Annotated in this window: 11 protein-coding genes; 1 reads left to right on the top strand and 10 read right to left on the bottom strand. The window is 66.3% G+C overall.

The genetic code is table 11. From position 1 onward, the window contains the following. The 7 genes from GYM46_RS11985 to GYM46_RS12015 form a co-directional block, all read right to left on the bottom strand. On the bottom strand, positions 1 to 2,481 hold the full coding sequence (locus tag GYM46_RS11985; RefSeq protein ID WP_231492440.1) for a TonB-dependent receptor: 2,481 nt from the start codon (positions 2,479 to 2,481) through the stop codon (positions 1 to 3). Between the two features lie 219 nt (positions 2,482 to 2,700). Continuing rightward, entirely contained in the window at positions 2,701 to 3,741 is a 1,041-nt protein-coding gene (locus GYM46_RS11990) for a LacI family DNA-binding transcriptional regulator (protein WP_198004296.1), read from the bottom strand. A 66-nt stretch (positions 3,742 to 3,807) separates the two neighbouring features. Further along, the gene (locus GYM46_RS11995) at positions 3,808 to 5,352 is read right to left on the bottom strand and encodes a tryptophan halogenase family protein (RefSeq protein ID WP_008264259.1); all 1,545 of its coding nucleotides are present in this window, start codon (positions 5,350 to 5,352) and stop codon (positions 3,808 to 3,810) included. Between the two features lie 8 nt (positions 5,353 to 5,360). Continuing rightward, positions 5,361 to 6,890: a tryptophan halogenase family protein gene (locus GYM46_RS12000; RefSeq protein WP_008262805.1), complete on the bottom strand. Its 1,530-nt coding sequence runs from the start codon at positions 6,888 to 6,890 to the stop codon at positions 5,361 to 5,363. 71 nt (positions 6,891 to 6,961) lie between these two features. After that, entirely contained in the window at positions 6,962 to 10,123 is a 3,162-nt protein-coding gene (locus GYM46_RS12005) for a TonB-dependent receptor (protein WP_232216253.1), read from the bottom strand. 49 nt (positions 10,124 to 10,172) lie between these two features. Next, the gene (locus tag GYM46_RS12010; RefSeq protein WP_008260334.1) at positions 10,173 to 12,461 is read right to left on the bottom strand and encodes a beta-glucosidase; all 2,289 of its coding nucleotides are present in this window, start codon (positions 12,459 to 12,461) and stop codon (positions 10,173 to 10,175) included. Between the two features lie 448 nt (positions 12,462 to 12,909). Continuing rightward, complete coding sequence (locus GYM46_RS12015) at positions 12,910 to 13,701, bottom strand: PhoH family protein (protein WP_154725752.1); 792 nt, start codon at positions 13,699 to 13,701, stop codon at positions 12,910 to 12,912. 311 nt (positions 13,702 to 14,012) lie between these two features. On the opposite strand from GYM46_RS12015, the gene GYM46_RS12020 reads away from it, so the two are divergent. Continuing rightward, the gene (locus GYM46_RS12020; RefSeq protein WP_008259342.1) at positions 14,013 to 14,540 is read left to right on the top strand and encodes a gamma carbonic anhydrase family protein; all 528 of its coding nucleotides are present in this window, start codon (positions 14,013 to 14,015) and stop codon (positions 14,538 to 14,540) included. A 37-nt stretch (positions 14,541 to 14,577) separates the two neighbouring features. Here the strand turns inward: GYM46_RS12020 and GYM46_RS12025 are convergent, their stop codons facing one another. From GYM46_RS12025 to GYM46_RS12035, 3 genes are read right to left on the bottom strand one after another with little or no spacing between them, the layout of a single operon-like run. Beyond that, positions 14,578 to 15,507 carry a bifunctional riboflavin kinase/FAD synthetase gene (locus GYM46_RS12025; RefSeq protein ID WP_008260029.1) on the bottom strand — a complete coding sequence of 310 codons (930 nt, stop codon included), beginning with the start codon at positions 15,505 to 15,507 and terminating at the stop codon, positions 14,578 to 14,580. After that, entirely contained in the window at positions 15,507 to 15,968 is a 462-nt protein-coding gene (locus tag GYM46_RS12030; RefSeq protein ID WP_008263736.1) for a MaoC family dehydratase, read from the bottom strand. Before GYM46_RS12030 ends, GYM46_RS12025 begins: the two co-directional genes overlap by 1 nt. A 39-nt stretch (positions 15,969 to 16,007) precedes the next feature. Then, positions 16,008 to 16,877, bottom strand: a complete 870-nt coding sequence (locus tag GYM46_RS12035; protein WP_008260392.1) for a TIGR01459 family HAD-type hydrolase — start codon at positions 16,875 to 16,877, stop codon at positions 16,008 to 16,010. Positions 16,878 to 16,895: the final 18 nt, after the last annotated feature.

The raw sequence follows: 16,895 nt of genomic DNA on the forward strand, positions 1-16,895 counted from the left end.
TCAGAGTTTCAGTTTGAACACCAGGCCGTACGCCGCCGGGCGACCGGCGATGAAGGTCGGCATGCCCAGGGCGTCGCCGGTGTTGCCGGCGTCCTTGATGTATTCCTCGTCGAGAATGTTCTCGCCGAAGGCTTCGACGCCCCAGTTGGTCGAGTCCGGGGTGTAGCGGATACGCAGGTTCAACAGACCGTAGGCGTCCTGATATTCGTCCTGGATCAGGTCGGCGACGAAGTTGGCCGTCTGCAGCGCCGGGATGTCGTTGTCGTCGCTGAAGAAGACCTTGGACTGCCAGGTGTAGGTCGGCTGGACCTCGATCTCGCCGCCGGTCACCGGCAGGCGCCAGGTCGCGCCGATCGAGGCGGCGTTGTCTGGCGACAGGCGGAACTGGTTGCCGTCGTAGATGCCGTTCTCGAAGCGCGAGTGGTTGTAGGCGTAGGTGGCGAACAGGTCGAGCATCGAGGCCACGGCGAAGTTGGCCTGGCCCTCGAAGCCGTAGGACTTGGCCTCGCCGGCGTTGGTGGTGATGAACTGCGTGCCTTGCTGGATCGTCGTCTGGAAGTTTTCGTAGTTGTACATGAAGACCGCGCCGTCCACGCGCAGGCGCCCGTCCAGCAGGGCCGATTTGGCGCCGATCTCGTAGCTGTCGACGGTTTCCGCATCGACCGGGCTGAAGCGCGCCGCGCCGCCGGGGGCGGACGGACCCGAGGCGCTGATCACTTCCGGACGACGGCCCCGTGCATAGTTGGCGTAGAGATTGGTGTCGTCGGTCAGTTCGTAGCGGGCCGTGACCCGCCAGGTGACGCCGTCGTCTTCCGAGTCATAGTAGGAGAAATCGCCGTTGTTGGCCGTCGGCTGCGATGTCAGGCCGAACAGCGGGAAGACGCTGGCGGGCAGGTTGGCGAAGGCCGGATTGGCCATGGCGGCCAGGAAGGCCGGCACCTGGGCCGCCGGGATCGCGCCGGCCTGGATCGCCAGCAGGGCGCCGAGGGCCGACCGGCTATCGACCGAGCTGGCATAGCCGGTGGTCTTGTCGTCGCGGGTGTAGCGGACGCCAGCCGACATTTCGAACTTGTCGGTGAAGGCGTAGGTGGCGTCGGCGAAGACGTCATAGGACGTCAGTTCCGAGCTGTTGGTCGAGGTCTCGATATGGTTCGAGTCGAGATTGGCGGTGATCGGAGCAGCGTAGGCGCCGGCGCCCAACGGCGTCAGCATAGATGTCAGCACGTTACGCGCCACCGTCGGATAGACCGACAGCGGCAGGGTGTTGTCGCCGACCGCCGTCGGCGATCCGTCCAGCAGCCCGGCCAGTTGTGCCAGAACCAGACGTTCGTCGAACTGGGCCGGGGCGCGCTGGTAGCCTTCCTCGTGGAACCAGCCGGCGCCGACGAAGCCCGTCAGGCGACCGCCGTTGTCGAAGCCCAGGCGCAGGTCCTGGCTCCATTGTTCGCCATGGGTCTCTTCCGCCGCCGTCAGGATGGGCAGGGAGACGCCGTCCGCGTCGAAGGTCTCGTAGTTGTCGAACTCGCGATAGGCGGTGGTCGAGTTCAGGGTCCAGGCCGAATTCAGATTGATCCGGGCCAGACCCGTCACGCCCCAGACTTCGCGGCTCAGGCCCAGCGTCTTGCCGCCGTCGAAATCGCCGCCCGGCGTCAGGGCCGCGCCCTCCCAGGGCTCCTTGCCGCCCAACACCGCGCCGGTGTTCGGATCGGCCGGTTCGTAGGCGATCGACTTGAACGAGGTGCCCGAGGCGTGGTCGTTCTGATAGTTGCCGATCACGTCGAACCGCATGGCGTCCGACGGCGCCCAGGCGCCCGACAGACGCACGGCCTTGGTCTCGATGGCGTTATAGTCTTCGCCGCCCAGCAGGTTCTCGACCGAACCGCCGCGCGTCTTCAGGCGGGTGGCGAGGCGCAGGCCTCCCGTCTCGCCGACGGGCAGGTTCAGCGCGCCCTCGACCATCCGATAGTCTTCGTTGCCGGCCTCGATATTGGCGTAGGCTTCGGTCTCACCCGGCTGAGCGCGGTTCTGGACCAGGTTGACGGCGCCGATCAGGGCGCCGCGGCCGTACAGGGTCGATTGCGGACCCTTGGCGATCTCGACGCGCTCCAGGTCGAACAGTTCGACATAGGAGCCGCGCGACTTGGAGATCGACACGCCGTCCTGGAACACCGAGACGCGGGGTTCGGCCGTGGCGGCGCCCGAGTCGGAGGTGATGCCGCGCATCACGAAACCGGGGTTGTTGGGCGACTGGTTCTGCACCAGGAAGCCGGGCACGAAGGCCGACAGCTGTTCGAACTCCTGAATGCCCAGGTCTTCCAGGAACTGGCCGGAATAGGCGGTCAGGGCGAACGGGACCTCAATGGTCTTCTGTGCGCGCAATTGGGCCGTGACGATGATCTCGTCCAGCGTCGCCGGCTCCGCCGACTGGGCCTGGGCCCCGTGCGCCGCCGCCATCACGCCGGTCAGCGCCGCGGCAGCCATAAGCCGCGTCTTGAATTCACTCGCCATCGTTTTTCCCCAAGCTTGGCCTGAACGGCGATCAGTAACCGGCGGTGATGTCGCCGAGGCGACACTGCGAACGCCGATGCATGACGTTGAGGCGGCGGATGAAAGACAATTAAGCCGTGTACGTTTCATTAACCGCCCAGGCCGCGACGACAGCGGCGTCGGGCGTTTGGCCGAGCGGGTCCGGACGACGGATCAGGTCGTCGGCGGCGCCGTGGAGCCTCTGGGGGCGAAGCCGAAATCGACCATGCTCTGCCGGGGCAGTTCGGCGTCGCCGGCCGTGGAGCGGATCAGCAGTTCGGCGGCGACCGCGCTCATTTCGGCGATAGGCTGAATGACGGCGGTCATGTCGGCGAACCGGGCCAGGGGCGTGTTGTCGAAGCTGATGACCGACAGGTCGGCAGGGACCGCCAGGCCGTTCCGTCTGGCCGTGCGCAGGGCCGCGTGGGCCATGCGGTCGTTGCTGGCCAGAACGGCGGTGGGCCGCGACGGCAGGGCCAGCAGGGTCTCCATGGCGGCGACGCCGGACTCGTAGGAAAAATCGCCGCGCGCGACCAGCGTCTCGTCCAGGCCGTGCGCCGAGGCCGACATGGCGCGGCGATACCCCTCCAGCCGCGCCCCGCTGACCGCATATTCCTCGCTGCCGGTTATGAAGCCGATGCGGACATGGCCCAGGCCCAGCAAATGGTCGGTCGCAAAGGCGGCCGCCTTGGCGTCGTCCATCGACACCGCGAATCCGTCCCCTTCTGCGATCGAGGCGATCCGGGCGAAGGGCAGGCCCAGCTGGCTCAGCAGGCCGGTGATGGCCGGGTTCTCAGAGTGGGGAGGGGTCAGGATGACGCCGTCGGGGTGCAGGGCGGCGATGGCCCCGCGCACCGCCGCATCGACGTGGTCCGAATGGGTGTCGACCAGTTCGAAGATCATCCGATAGCCGTGGGCCTCGCACTTCAGCATGCCGCCCATCAGCATCTGATCGACCCAGTCGGTGCCCTCGCCGGACTTCCAGCCCTCGATGGTCCGGTCTCGGTCGTTCAGCGCCATCAGCAGATAGGAGCGTGATCCCCCCATTCGCCGCGCCGCCAGACTGGGAACATAGCCCAGCTTGGCCACGGCGGCGCGTACACGCTCCTGCACAACCGGTCGAACATTCGGCTCGTTGTTGATGACCCGCGACACGGTCTGCAGCGAAACGCCCGCCTCGGCGGCGACGTGTTTGATGGTGACGGCGCGACGCAAACTCTGATCCCTTATCCCCTGCGCCATTGTGTCAGCCTTGGCCGCGCGAAGGCAAGCACGCCGGTATCAGGCCGGCACGGCCAATGGGGCGGGCAGGTCCACCGACGGGGCTGGACAATGGGTGTCGATGAAGGCCTGATGCGTCGGCAGGTCGGCGACGAAGGCGTTCAGAATATTGGCGGCGCGGTCCATCTCGTCGGTCAGGCCGGTGGAATCGATCCGGTCCACCAGCGGCGGATAGGACCGGGGCCTCACTCCCATGCCGTCCATCACCGCATACCAGCTGACATTGCGGAACAACGGGTCCAGCGCCTCGACAAGGCTGCCGTTGGCGCGGAAGACCTCCAGCTTGTGCTGCAGCCCTTCGGGCAGGACCATGTCGCGGCATTGCCGCCAGAAGGCCGTGTCGTCCCGCCGCGTCAGGGCGTAGTGCAGGATGATGAAATCGCGAATCTCCTCGTAATCCACCGTCATCCGCCGATTGTACTCGGCCGCCAGGTTCGGATCGCAGTCCAGGTCCGGCATCAGGCGGAACAGGAAGTCCATGCCGCGATAGATCAGGTGGATGGCCGTCGATTCCAGCGGTTCGATAAACCCGCTCGCCAGACCCAGCGACAGGACGTTCTTGTCCCAGATCTTCTCGCGCACTCCGGTCTTGAACGGCACCACCATCGGATTGACCACCGGCCGCCCTTCGACCTGCGCCAACAGGCGCGCCGTCGCCTCGTCGTCCGACATGTAGCGGCTGCAGAAGACATGGCCGTTGCCGGTGCGGTGCTGCAACGGGATGCGCCAGCGCCAGCCGCAGTCCTGAGCCTGAGCCAGGGTATAGGGTGTGGGCGGCCCCACATTCTCGGTCTGGACGGCGATGGCCCGATCGCACATCAGCCATTCGGACCAGTCCGTATAGCCGACGCCAAGGGTCTTGCCGATCAGCAGGGCGCGGAAGCCGGTGCAGTCGATGAAGAAGTCCGCCTCGACCGTCTGGCCCGATTTCAGCTTCAGCCCGCTGACGAAGCCGTCGGGCCGCGTCATCACATCCTCGACGATCCCCTCGGTGCGTTTGACGCCCCGCGCCTCGGCGAAGTCGCGCAGATAACGGGCCACCCGTTTCGCATCGACATGGACGGCGTAGGACGCGCCACCGATCGGGGTGCGCTGGGCCTTGAACGGCAGCATGAAACGCCCTTGGGACGCCATCCGGGCCGCAGCGGCGAAATCCATCAGCGGCCGGTCATAACCGTTCATCCGCGCCTTCAGCCAGACCGGATAGAAGTCGCTGATATCCACCGGAACCCCAACGGCGCCGAACGGGTGGAAATAGCTCTCGCCCTTCTGCGTCCAGTCCTCGAACTGGATGCCCAGCTTGAAACTGGCCTGGGTCTTCTGGATGAAGTCGCGCTCGTCGATGCCCAGCCGCTTCAGCATTTCCAGAAAGGGCGGCACGGTGGACTCGCCGACGCCGATCGTGCCGATGTCGTCGGACTCGACCAGTTCGATCTCGGCCATCCGCCCCTTGAAATGTTCGGCCATCAGGGCGGCGGCGACCCAGCCGGCGGTGCCCCCGCCGACAATGCAGATCTTCTTCAGGGGGCGGCGGGGCTGGTCCATGTCGGGTCTCATGCGGCGGAGGCGGCAGGGTCTAGCCCCGCCAGGAATTGGGCGTGTTCGGGGGTGCGGGCGACCAGATCGGCGATATTGGCGCGCATCTCGGCCAGGCTGCGCGCCAGATAGGCCGGGTCCATGGCGTCCACGGCGGGATCATGATGGTCGGGGTACAGGCCGAAGCCGTCATAGATGGCCAGCCAGCTGGCCGGGTGGAACATTTCCCACCGATAGCGGACGAACTGGCCCCGCGCGGTCCACAGGGCGATCTTGCGCTCCAGCGTCTCGGGGACCGGCATCTCGCGACAGTCGCGCCAGAAGTCCGTGTCGGTCCGCCGGTTCAGCTTGTAGTGCAGGATGATGAAGTCGCGGACCCGCTCCATCTCGCGCGCGGTCTGGTCGTTGAACTCGTCCAGGATCGGCTGGGCGAAGCGGCGGTCGGGGAACAGGGCTTTCAGCCGTTCGATCCCGGTCTCGATCAGGGCGATACTGGTGCTCTCCAGTGGCTCCAGGAAGCCGGACGACAGACCTATGGCGACGCAGTTCTTGGCCCACGCCTGCGATCGCCGACCGGGGCGGAAGGGAATGCGGCGCGGCTCCGTCAGCGGATCGCCCAGCAGGTGTGGCATAAGCTCGGCCAGGGCCTGATCGTCGCTCAGATGGGCGCTGGAGAAGACCAGTCCGTTGCCCGCCCGGTGTCGCAGCGGGATCCCCCACTGCCAGCCGGCCGATCGGGCGGTGACGCGGGTGAAGGGCGCCGGCGCGTCGCCGGGCCGGTTCTCGCTCTGCACCGCATAGGCGGCGTCGCACGGCAGCCAGCGGCCCCAGTCCTCGAACCCGACGCCCAGCGCCTCGCCGATCACCAGCCCCTTGAAGCCCGAGCAGTCGACGAAAAGATCGCCCTCGACCTCGCGTCCGTCGTCCAGGGTCAAGGCGCGCACGAAACCGTCCTCGGGCCGCAGCTCGACCGAGCGGATGCGGGCGTCGATCCGGGCGCAGCCCCCGGCCTCGGCATAGGCGCGCAGATGCTGGGCGAACAGGCCGGCGTCCAGATGAAGCGCCCAGTCGAACACCGACAACTGCGACGGCGGATGGGGCGAGGGCAGGGTGAACTTGCCGCCCGCGGCCAGCGCCGCCCCCAGCGAATAGGCCGCCAGCGGAGCGGCGTCGCCCGCGCGGCGCTGTTTCAGCCAGTAGTGATGAAAGCCGATCCCTTTGACGTCCTGTCCATACAGGCCGAAGGGATGGATGAAGTCCGAGCCCGGCCCGGACCAGTCCAGAAAACGAATACCCAGTTTGCAGGTCGCCTGGGTCGCGCGCATCACGTCGTCGTCGCGCAGCCCCAACTGGCCATAGAAGCGACGGATGGTGGGAATGGTCGCCTCGCCCACGCCGATCGTGCCGATGTCGGACGACTCGACCACGGTGATCTTCAGCGGCGCAGTGCGGAAATGCTGGACCAGGGCCGCAGCCGTCATCCAGCCGGCGGTGCCGCCGCCGACGATGACGACAGAACGGATGCGAGGATCGTCGATCTCATCCATGGACGAATACCAATACGCGAAAAAAGAGGCCGGCGACACGAATGTCGCCGGCCAGTCTGCTCAGGAAGAGATCAGAAGCGAGCGCGCACGCCGAGCATGTAACGGGGCTCGAACTGATTGCGGCTGTGGAACTGCTTCTGGCCGGGTTCGAACTCGAAGTAGTATTCCTCGATTTCACCGAAGACGTTCGAGCCGTTGGCGTAGACGGTCACCATGTCGTTGACGTCATAGGTGATGTTGGCGTCCACGTACTGCGACGTATCCTGGTAGATCGGGATTGCGCCAAAGGTGTTGGCCAGTCGCGGCGTGCGATAGTTCCACGCCACACGAACCTGCAGACGGTCGCCCTGGTACCAGACGGCGGCGTTCATCGAATGCTCGGAGTTGTCGGGGAAGGGCAGGTCCTCGCCCGACAGGTTCTGCGCGTTCTGTGAACTGTCCGAATAGGTATAGCTGCCGTCGAAGCCGAAATCGCTCCAGATCGGCGTGTCGATGAAGTCCGACAGGCCGATCTTGGCGCCCAGTTCGACGCCCTGCAGTTCGCCACCCTCGCCCTGGACTGGGCGATTGACGTCGACCATGCGGCGAATGATGCCGTCGCCGTCAGGATAGGAGCCGCTCAGGGGCACGGTTTCGCGCTTGACGAAGCTCTCGATGTTCAGGCGGAAAATGCCCGCATTGAACATGGTCGCCGGGCCGAAATAATACTCCAGCGCCAGATCGTAATTCGTCGAGCGCCAGGGATCGAGTTCGACCGTGCCGCCGATGGTCGCGCCGGTGACGCGTCGGATGCCGAGGGGCGGGGCGCTGGGATCGTCTGGCGTCGGACCCAGGGAGTCCACCGTCGAGATCGTCACGCCACCGCCGTAGTTGCCGAGATCCAGAGGGATCATCGTCTTGGCGTAGGACGCGCGAAGTTTCAGCTTGTCGGTGAAATCGTACCGGAAGTTCGCCGTCGGCAGCCAGTCCGTATAGCTTCGGCTCGAGATGGTGTCGCCGACGTCGTTGTTGGTGTCGCCATAGGCACGCGTATCACCCGTCAGATTTTGGCGAGCCCGCAGTTCCGTGCGCACCATCCGCACGCCCAGGTCTCCGGTCAGATTGCCGAAGCCCAGGGCGAAGTTGGTGTAGGCGCTGTCCTCGTACAGATCGACGTCATAAGTGTTGCCCGGAATGATGACCTCGTAGGCGTTGCCGAACACGCGCTCCTGGAAAGCGCGCACGTCGTCGAAGTCGCGCGGATCAGCCACCCACACGCCCGGCAGGCCTGAGGTGATCGAGCCGTAGTCGGACATGAAATAGGTGTTGTTGTTCTCGCGCAGCAAGGTCGGACGGTTGACCGTATAGCCTTGGAAGCAGGTCGGGGTGTTCGCGACGGTCCCAGCGGTGCAACTGTTTGGCGTCGCATCGACCGGAAGCGACGCGTTGAAGCCGGGGTTGGTGACGAACTCACCCGACTGGCACTGCGTGTTGTCCATCACGACGTCGATGGCTTTCCACTGGGCCGCGCAGCCCGCCTGGTTCCCTGCGCCTTGTCCGGCGTAGAAGTCGGAGAACAGGTGGAAGTTGCGGATTTCGACCTCTCGGCCGCTGTGCCGGACGCCGACGTCGATCTTGTTGACGAAGCCGAACAGCGGCGTGTCCTGGAACTCATAGCCGCCGTCGAAGCGCACCACGGTAAGGTCGGAGTTGTTGCGCTGGTTGCCTTCCGACGAATAGGCGCCGACCGTGTAGGAATCGAGATTGGACATGTAGTCGGTCAGCGGCACGGTCCCCAGACCGCCCGGCAGCGGCGTGTCGAAACCGCTCCAGGCCAGACTGGAGCCCGTCTGGCTGATGTGCAACTGCGGGTCCGCGCCATAGCCGAACGGGTTGGGCGAAATGTAACGTCCGCCCTGGCTGCCGACGACGCCGTTGGAATAGCGCGAGGCGGGATAAAGCGCCGCGATCGAGGCGGGATAGAAGGTGCCGCGCGTCCGGTCCGCGCCTTGGCGGAACAGGGTGAAGGTACGATCAGGACCGTATTCCCAGTTGGACAGATCGCCCTGGACCTGACCGTTCATACTCTCCAGGTTGGCTTCGGCCTTGATGGCCCTTGCGCTGAAGGTGAACGGGCCGCCCTTGTCGTAATCCAGCTCCAGATTGAAGTTCTTGGACTCGTTCTCGGTCGCCCGGTTCACGGTGAATGAGTTCATCCACCAGACGTCGAGGTCGTATTCGCTGACATTCAACCAGGGCAGACCATTGGGGCCGCCGTTCACGCCGGTCTCGACGAAGTCTGTCGGCGTCGTCCAACCCAGCCCGCTCCAGCGGTTCGAGATGTTCAGGCCGGCGGCGCGGTTGTATTCCTGCTGGTGGGTGTAGAAGACCTCGGCCGTCAGGCGGACGCCGTCCTCGATGTCGAACTGGAAGGCGCCGTTCAGGCTGTAGCGTTCGCGCTCAACGGCCCGGCTGAAGCTGTCGTAACCATGAGGCGAAATCCAGTTGGGATCGGTGGAATCAGGACCGCTCCAGTCGTTGTTGCCCAGAACGCTCTGGCTGATGCCCGAATAGTTATTGCCCAGGTTCGACTTGCTCATCACCCCCGAGATCATCACGCCCAGCCGGTCGCCGCGCCAGTTCAGCAGGCCGTTGACCAGATAGTCGTCTTCCGCCGTGCGTTCGCCGGTCTGATACTCGGCGGCGGTGAAGACGGTCGGGCCGTAGTCGAAGTCCATCGGGCGGCGCGTCCGCAGGTCGATGGTGCCGGAGATGCCGGAAAGGGCGTTCGACACGTCCTGCGACTTGAACACGACGATCGAGTTCATCAATTGCGACGGCACGTCGTTCAGGTTCGGCTGGGCCGTACCCAGGTTGCCGGGCGCCAGATATTGTTCACCGTTCAGCAGGGTGATCACCTGAGGCAGGCCGCGGATGTTGACGGTCGAACCCTCGCCCGCGGACCGCTGCACCTGGATGCCCGGAATACGCTGCAGGGCGTCGGCGACGGTGACGTCGGGCAGTTTGCCGATGTCTTCCGCCGAGATGGCGTCGACCAGAGCGGATTCGTTGCGCTTGATGTTGATGGCCTGGGCCTGCGACGCCCGGATGCCGGTGACGACGATTTCGCCGACCTCGGTCGGGTCTTGGGGCGCCGGGATCGGCGCCTGTTCCGGGGTCTGGGCATAGGCCGGCGCGACAAGCGCCGAACTCGCCATCAAGGCCGCCAGCATGGGCCTCTTGTGGATTCTCATCTCGTTTTCCCTCCTCATTGGCGCCGCGTTTTTGTTGTGCGGCATTGGCTCAAGGCTTGATGATCGACCCTGAAAGCGTGACGTTCGCGCTCAACCCCGCCTCGGCGGCGTCGCGGGCGACGGTGATGCGGTAATCGCCCGGCGCGATGCGCCAGCCGGGCAGTGCGGTGTCATATTCGGCCAGGATGCGCGGCTCGGCCTTCAGCACGATGCGACGCGTCTCGCCCGGCGACAGCGTCATCCGCGCAAAGGCGGCCAGACGCCTGGGCTGGTCGGCCGAGGCGACATACAGCTGGGCCACCTCGGCTCCCGCCCGGTCGCCACTGTTGGTCACATCGACGGCGACGCTCAGACCCTGGGTGTTCGAGACCGCCAGGTTGGAATAGGCGAAGCTTGTGTAGCTGAGGCCGTAGCCGAACGGGAACAGCGGCTTGCGCCCCTCGCGTTCGTACCAGCGATAGCCGACGTCCGACCCCTCGACATAATCGACGGCGAAGGGCTGCAGCACGGCCGCCTGCGGCGCCCCGGGGTTGGAGGCGGCGGCGGCGTCCACGGCCTTCATCTCGGCCAGGCCTGGCACGGTCGGGCGCGGCGCCTGATCGGCCGAGGCGGGGAAGGTGATCGGCAGGCGGCCGGACGGATTGACCTCGCCGAACAGGATGCGGGCGATGGCTTCGCCGCCGCGCTGGCCGGGGTACCAGGCCTGGATCACCGCCGGGGGCTTCTCCAGCCAAGGCATCAGCACCGGCCCGCCGGTCTCCAGCACCACCACCGTCCTGGCGTTGGCGGCGGCCACGGCCTCGATCAGCCCGTCCTGGTCGTCCGGCAGCGACAGGCTCTCGACGTCCTGGGCCTCTGTGGTCCACTGGGTGGCGAAGACGACGGCGATGTCCGCCGCGCGCGCCGCCGCAGCCGCCGCCGCAGGATCCCTGCCATCGACATAGGTCACGGTCGCGTCCGGCGTGACGGCGCGGATCGCGTTCAGCGGCGAGGACGCATGCCAGGTCATCCGCGCGAAAGACGCCGCAGCGCCTGAGGTCAGCGGAATCTCGACCGGCGCGCCGCCGACCGACCGCACCTGGGACGATCCTCCGCCCGACAGCACGCCGACATCGGCATGGCCGCCGATGAGCACGATCCGCTTCGCCGTCCTGGCCAGGGGCAGGACCCCGCCCTCGTTCTTCAGCAGCACGATCCCCGCCTCGGCCGCGCGCTGGGCGATCTCGGCGTTCCGGGCGTAGTCGATGGGCTGCGGGGTCGTGACCACCGGCGCGTCCAGCACCCCGGTCTCGATCAGGCCGACCAGCAGGCGACGCACCATGTCGTCCAGCCGCGCCTCGGGGATCCGCCCGGCGTCCAGGGCTTCACGGAAGGGGGCGTCGAAATACAGGGCCCGGTCCAGCTCCTGGCCCGAGGCCTGGTCCAGTCCCGCCAGGGCCGCCTTCTCGGTCGAATGGACCGCGCCCCAGTCGGACATGACCCAGCCGTCGTATTTCCAGTCGCGCTTCAGCACCTGGTTTAGCAGGAAGTCGTTCTCGCAGGCCCAGTCGCCATTGACCTTGTTGTAGGCGCACATGACCGAGCCGGGATTTCCCCGCTCGATGGCGATCTGGAAGGCCAGCAGGTCGCTTTCGCGCAGGGACGCCTCGTCCAGGCGCGCGTCCATGATCATTCGCCCGGTCTCTTGCGCGTTGAAGGCGAAATGCTTGATGGTCGAGACGATCTTGTTCGACTGGACGCCGCGGATATGGTCCCCGGCCATGACCCCGGCCAGCAGCGGATCCTCGCCCAGATATTCGAAATTCCGCCCGTTCCACGGGTCGCGCGTCAGGTTCACCCCGCCGGCCAGCAGGATGTTGAAGGTCTTGGCTCGCGCCTCGGACCCGATCATGGCCCCGCCGGCATAGGCGATCTCGGGATCGAAGGTGGCGGCCGTCGCCAGGCTGGAGGGCAGGGCGGTGGCGACGTCGCCCTTGCGCTGTTCGACCTGGTTGGCGACGCCCAGGCTGGCGTCGCTTTCGCGCAGGGTCGGTATGCCCAGGCGGGGTATGCCGGGGATATGGCCGGCCGAAGGAATCATGTCGGCGACGGGAGCGCCGGGCGTCTGCGCGGCCATCGGCGGGAAATAGCCGTGGATCAGCTGCAGCTTCTCGTCACGCGTCATCCGGGCCAGCAAGGCGTCGGCCCGGGCGGCGGCTTCGGTTGGGACGGGGGTGGCCGAGGCGGGTTCGCTCGAGACTGCCCGGCCGTCCGTCTGGGCGAAGACCGCGACAGGCGTCATGCCGATGGCCGTCGCCAGGGCGAGACGACTGATCAGCGACAACGAGAGGAAATTCATACCGGCTCCCAAACTCATCCAGGGACGGCGACGGCCGTCAGAACAGAAGTTGGGACGCGGCGCACACCATCGGGGATGACGGCGGGCAGCCGACATCGTTGCTCGCCGAGGCGAGCTTTTCGATCATGTTTGCGGATGGCGTTTGTCGCGCCGTGGTTCGCCGGCCCGAATGGCCGATGATCGTTCCGCTCCCTGCACGGAGGATCTTCGTCCTCTCGCAAGCAAAGGAAAGCACGGATTGAGAGCGTTCACAATACGAAATGGATGTAATGGAACGGCGTTATGCCTGATGGGCGGATCACAAGTCGTTTCAGTCAGAGGTCCAGTCAAACGCCGCAGCGCAAGTCCGCCCGGGCGCACCTAAGCGTAAAACCCAGGCGCGCACTGCGCCTGGGTTCGCCGGTCCGTCTGACGACATAGAGAAGCTTGGATGCAGGGCGGTTCGGGCTCAGATCACCCCGATCATCGAGGCCACCAGCGGGTGGCGCACGATGTCGCGTTCGGCGAGGCGCACCACGGCGATTTCGTCGATGGCCTCCAGACGGGCCGAAATATCGGCCAGGCCGGAAATGCCCGGCAGCAGGTCGGACTGCTGCGGGTCGCCCGTGACCACCATGGTCGAATGCCAGCCCAGCCGCGTCAGCAGCATCTTCAGCTGGACGTAGGTGCAGTTCTGGGCCTCGTCGACGACGATGAAGGCGTTGTTCAGGGTGCGGCCGCGCATATAGCCGATGGGCGCGATCTCGATCAGGCCCTCCGCCATCAGGGCCTTGACCCGCTTCATGCTCAGCCGGTCCGAAAGGGCGTCGTAAAGCGGGCGCAGATAGGGGGCCAGCTTGTCCTCCATGTCGCCGGGCAGGAAGCCGATCGACTCCCCGGCCTCGACGGCGGGGCGGCTCAGCACGATGCGGCCGACCTTGCCGGCCTCCAGCGCCTCGACCGCCTTGGCCACGGCCAGATAGGTCTTGCCCGTGCCTGCCGGGCCCAGCGCCATGACCAGATTATGCGCGTCGATGGCCGCCATCATTTCCGTCTGGCCCTCCGACTTCGGCTTCAGCGTCTTCAGATAGCCCTGCTCGCGGTCGTCGTTCGAGGAATGGGGCGACCATCCTGACCGTTCGTTATGGGGGGCGTGGAGCCGACGCACCTTCGACTCCTCCATGAACTCCCGCGAATCCAGGATTCCGTTTTCACGGGACTGACGCTTCATTGCCGCACGCTTTGTCATGGACGTCTCCAGGGCATGAAAAAAGGCGGACCCATACGGGTTCCGCCTTGGCTGGTCTTGGGGAGGAAAAGGCCGTGGCCCGTGTCGTGACGGCCGCCCGGATCGACAGCTTGGCCGTCAGAAACGGGACTGACCCGCCGCCCAACAACCGAACCCGGATCCCAACGCGCCACGCGAAGCCCCGACTAATGACCGGATCGGGCTTGATCCGGCTTCGGATCCGGGGCCGAAATGGCGACCCACGAATCGCATCAACACTCTGATGCTAACGTGGTTAGAAATCTGTTAAAGCCCTCGTTTTTAGAAGATTAGGCGGCGTTCTGATGACCATTTACACATTGGGCGACAGCAAACCGCAGTTTCCCGCGCCTGGCGAATACTGGGTCGCGCCGAGCGCATCGGTGATTGGGAACGTGATTCTGCACCCCAACGCCAGCGTCTGGTTCGGCGCGGTGCTGCGTGGCGACAACGAGCCGATCGTTGTGGGGCCCGACAGCAACATCCAGGACGGCAGCGTCCTGCACACCGACATGGGCTCGCCCCTGACCCTGGGCCGGGGCGTCACCGTCGGCCACCAGGCCATGCTGCATGGCTGCGAGGTCGGCGACTACAGCCTGATCGGCATCGGGGCGGTGGTGCTGAACGGGGTGAAGATCGGCCGCAACTGCATCATCGGCGCGAACGCCCTGCTGACCGAGGGCAAGATCATTCCCGACAACAGTCTGGTCGTGGGCCAGCCGGGCAAGGTGGTGCGAGAGCGCGATCCCGACCAGATCGCCGTCCTGCAGATGTCGGCCGAACATTACGTGCAGAACTGGAAACGGTTCGCGGCGGATCTGCGCGCCCTCTAGTCTCCGCTCAACCCGGCTAGCGCCGGGATGCGCGGGATCAGGAGGCTAGAATCCTTCGCGCCGCGTCGGCGTCCTTGTCGATCTGGGCCTTCAGGGCGCCCAGCCCGTCGAAGCTTTCCTCGCCGCGCAGCCAGGCGACCAGTTCCGTCTCGATGACCTGGCCGTACAGGTCGCTGTCGAAATCGAACAGCCAGACCTCGAGCAGCGGGGTCTCCAGCGCATACATGGGCCGCACGCCCAGGCTGGCGACGCCGTTGACGACCCGCCCGTCCGCCAGACGGCTGCGGGTCGCATAGACGCCGTAGGCGGGGCGCATGTAATCGCCCAGCGCGATGTTGGCGGTCGGCACGCCGATGGTGCGGCCGCGCTTGTCGCCGTGGATCACCTCGCCCTGAAGAGCAAAGGGGCGGCCCAGGATGGCGGCGGCCCGGTCCATGTCCCCGGCCTTCAGGGCTTCCCGCACGGCGCTGGATGACAGTTTCAGCCCGTCGGCGTCATCCAGCCGCTCGGCCACCGAAACCGTGAAGCCCAGCCGCTCGCCATAGGTCTTCAAGGCTTCGGGCGAGCCGGACCGCCCCTTGCCGAAGGTGAAGTCGAAGCCGACGGCGGCATGGCGCACGCCAAGCCCCCGCGCCAGCACCTTTTCGGCGAAGTCCGCATCGCTCATGCCCGCCATCTCGCCGTCGAACGGCAGCAGATACAGGATGTCGACCCCCAGGGGCGCCAGGGCCTGGGCCATCTGGTCCGCCGTCATCAGGCGAAAGGGCGCCGCCTCGGGTTGGAACCAACGGCGCGGATGGGGATCGAAACTGACCACGCCGAGCGGCGCGCCCAGCCGTTCGGCGGCGGCCTTTGCGCCCGCAATGACCGCCTGATGCCCCCGGTGCACGCCGTCGAAGGCGCCGACCGCGACCGCTGCGCCCCTCAGGGCGTTCGGCAGGTCGCGCCAGTCGCGGACGATCTGCATCAGCGCTGGGAGGGCTTGCGCCGGCGCGGAACGCGGACGACGGCGACGCCGTCCATGATCATGGTCTCGCCGACAAAGCCTTCGCAGCTCAGCTTGACCCGTGCGCTCTCGGCCTCGACCTCGATCACCGTAATCAGGATGCGGACGACGTCGTCGATCCGCACCGGCTGATGAAAGGCCAGGGTCTGGGAGATGTAGATCGACCCGGCGCCCGGCAGGATGGTGCCGACCACGGCCGATCCGAACGAGGCGCTCAGCAGGCCATGCGCGATCCGGCCGCGATAGGCGGTCTTGGACGCAAAGGCCTCGTCCAGGTGGACAGGGTTGAAGTCGTCGGACGCCTCGGCGAACAGCCGAATCCGGTCCTCCGTGGCGACCACGATTTTCTCGGCGGCCATGCCGACGTGAAGTTCGTCCAGGATGTAACCACCGGACGGATGCTGCTGTACCAATTCGACCATGCTGCAGGCTTTAGCTGCGGTGCGACAAAATGGCGAGCCTTACCAGGCGAGTTCGAGCGCGGCGTATCGCGCATATGTTGTTTCAGCCTTCAGCAGATCGCCGGCGCGGGCGGGATCCAGCGTCCCGTCCTGGCCCCGGGCCTGGTCGCCGTGGATGCCCTGGGCGATGAACAGGCAGTCCAGGGCCTGGGCGTTGGCCCCCATGATGTCGGTGACGACGCCGTCGCCGATGCACAGGACGCGCGACCGATCGACCGGTCGGCCCAGCAGCGTCTGCGCCTCCTTGATCGCCAGATCATAGATCGGGGCATAGGGCTTGCCCGCCATGACGACCCGGCCGCCCAGCGACTCGTACAGGTCGGCCAGCGCCCCGCCGCAGTAGATCAGCTTGTCGCCGCGCTGAACCACCCGATCGGGGTTGGCGCAGATCAGCTCCAGATCGCGCGCCGCGCCGACCGCGAACCGCTCGCGATAGTCCTCAGGCGTTTCGGTCGTGTCGTCCACGGGGCCGGTGACGGAGATGAAGGCGGCGTCCTCTGCGCCGGCGGCGCGGTCCAGCCCCAGCCCGGCGTAGAGGGGGGCGTCACGCTCTGGCCCGACGATCCAGGCCGGGCCAGGCGCCCGCTTGGCCAGTTCGGCGCGCGTGGCGTCCCCGGAGGTGACGAAGGCCTTCCAGGCCTCGCGCGGCACGCCCAGGCCGTCCAGCTGGGCGATTACGTCCGAGGCCGGCCGGGGCGAGTTGGAGATCAGCACCACATGCCCGCCCTCGCGGTTGAACCGCGTCAGAGCATCGCACGGGGTCGCCCAGCTTTCGCGCCCGTTGTGGATCACCCCCCAGACGTCGCAGAGCAGGATGTCATAATCGCCGGCGACGGCGCCGAGGTGGGGCAGGGCGTGGGGGAGGGTCATGGGCGTCTGAGTAGCCGC

It is taken from the genome of Brevundimonas mediterranea, from assembly GCF_011064825.1.
Lineage (GTDB): Bacteria > Pseudomonadota > Alphaproteobacteria > Caulobacterales > Caulobacteraceae > Brevundimonas > Brevundimonas mediterranea_A.

What these genes read in the sequence shown, in the direction of transcription:
- GYM46_RS12030 (WP_008263736.1), bottom strand. Translation starts at nt 15,968, where the DNA reads ATGGTCGAATTGGTACAGCAGCATCCGTCCGGTGGTTACATCCTGGAC.
- GYM46_RS12020 (WP_008259342.1), top strand. Translation starts at nt 14,013, where the DNA reads ATGACCATTTACACATTGGGCGACAGCAAACCGCAGTTTCCCGCGCCT.
- GYM46_RS12000 (WP_008262805.1), bottom strand. Translation starts at nt 6,890, where the DNA reads ATGGATGAGATCGACGATCCTCGCATCCGTTCTGTCGTCATCGTCGGC.
- GYM46_RS11995 (WP_008264259.1), bottom strand. Translation starts at nt 5,352, where the DNA reads ATGGACCAGCCCCGCCGCCCCCTGAAGAAGATCTGCATTGTCGGCGGG.
- GYM46_RS11985 (WP_231492440.1), bottom strand. Translation starts at nt 2,481, where the DNA reads ATGGCTGCCGCGGCGCTGACCGGCGTGATGGCGGCGGCGCACGGGGCC.
- GYM46_RS12025 (WP_008260029.1), bottom strand. Translation starts at nt 15,507, where the DNA reads ATGCAGATCGTCCGCGACTGGCGCGACCTGCCGAACGCCCTGAGGGGC.
- GYM46_RS12035 (WP_008260392.1), bottom strand. Translation starts at nt 16,877, where the DNA reads ATGACCCTCCCCCACGCCCTGCCCCACCTCGGCGCCGTCGCCGGCGAT.
- GYM46_RS12010 (WP_008260334.1), bottom strand. Translation starts at nt 12,461, where the DNA reads ATGAATTTCCTCTCGTTGTCGCTGATCAGTCGTCTCGCCCTGGCGACG.
- GYM46_RS12005 (WP_232216253.1), bottom strand. Translation starts at nt 10,123, where the DNA reads ATGAGAATCCACAAGAGGCCCATGCTGGCGGCCTTGATGGCGAGTTCG.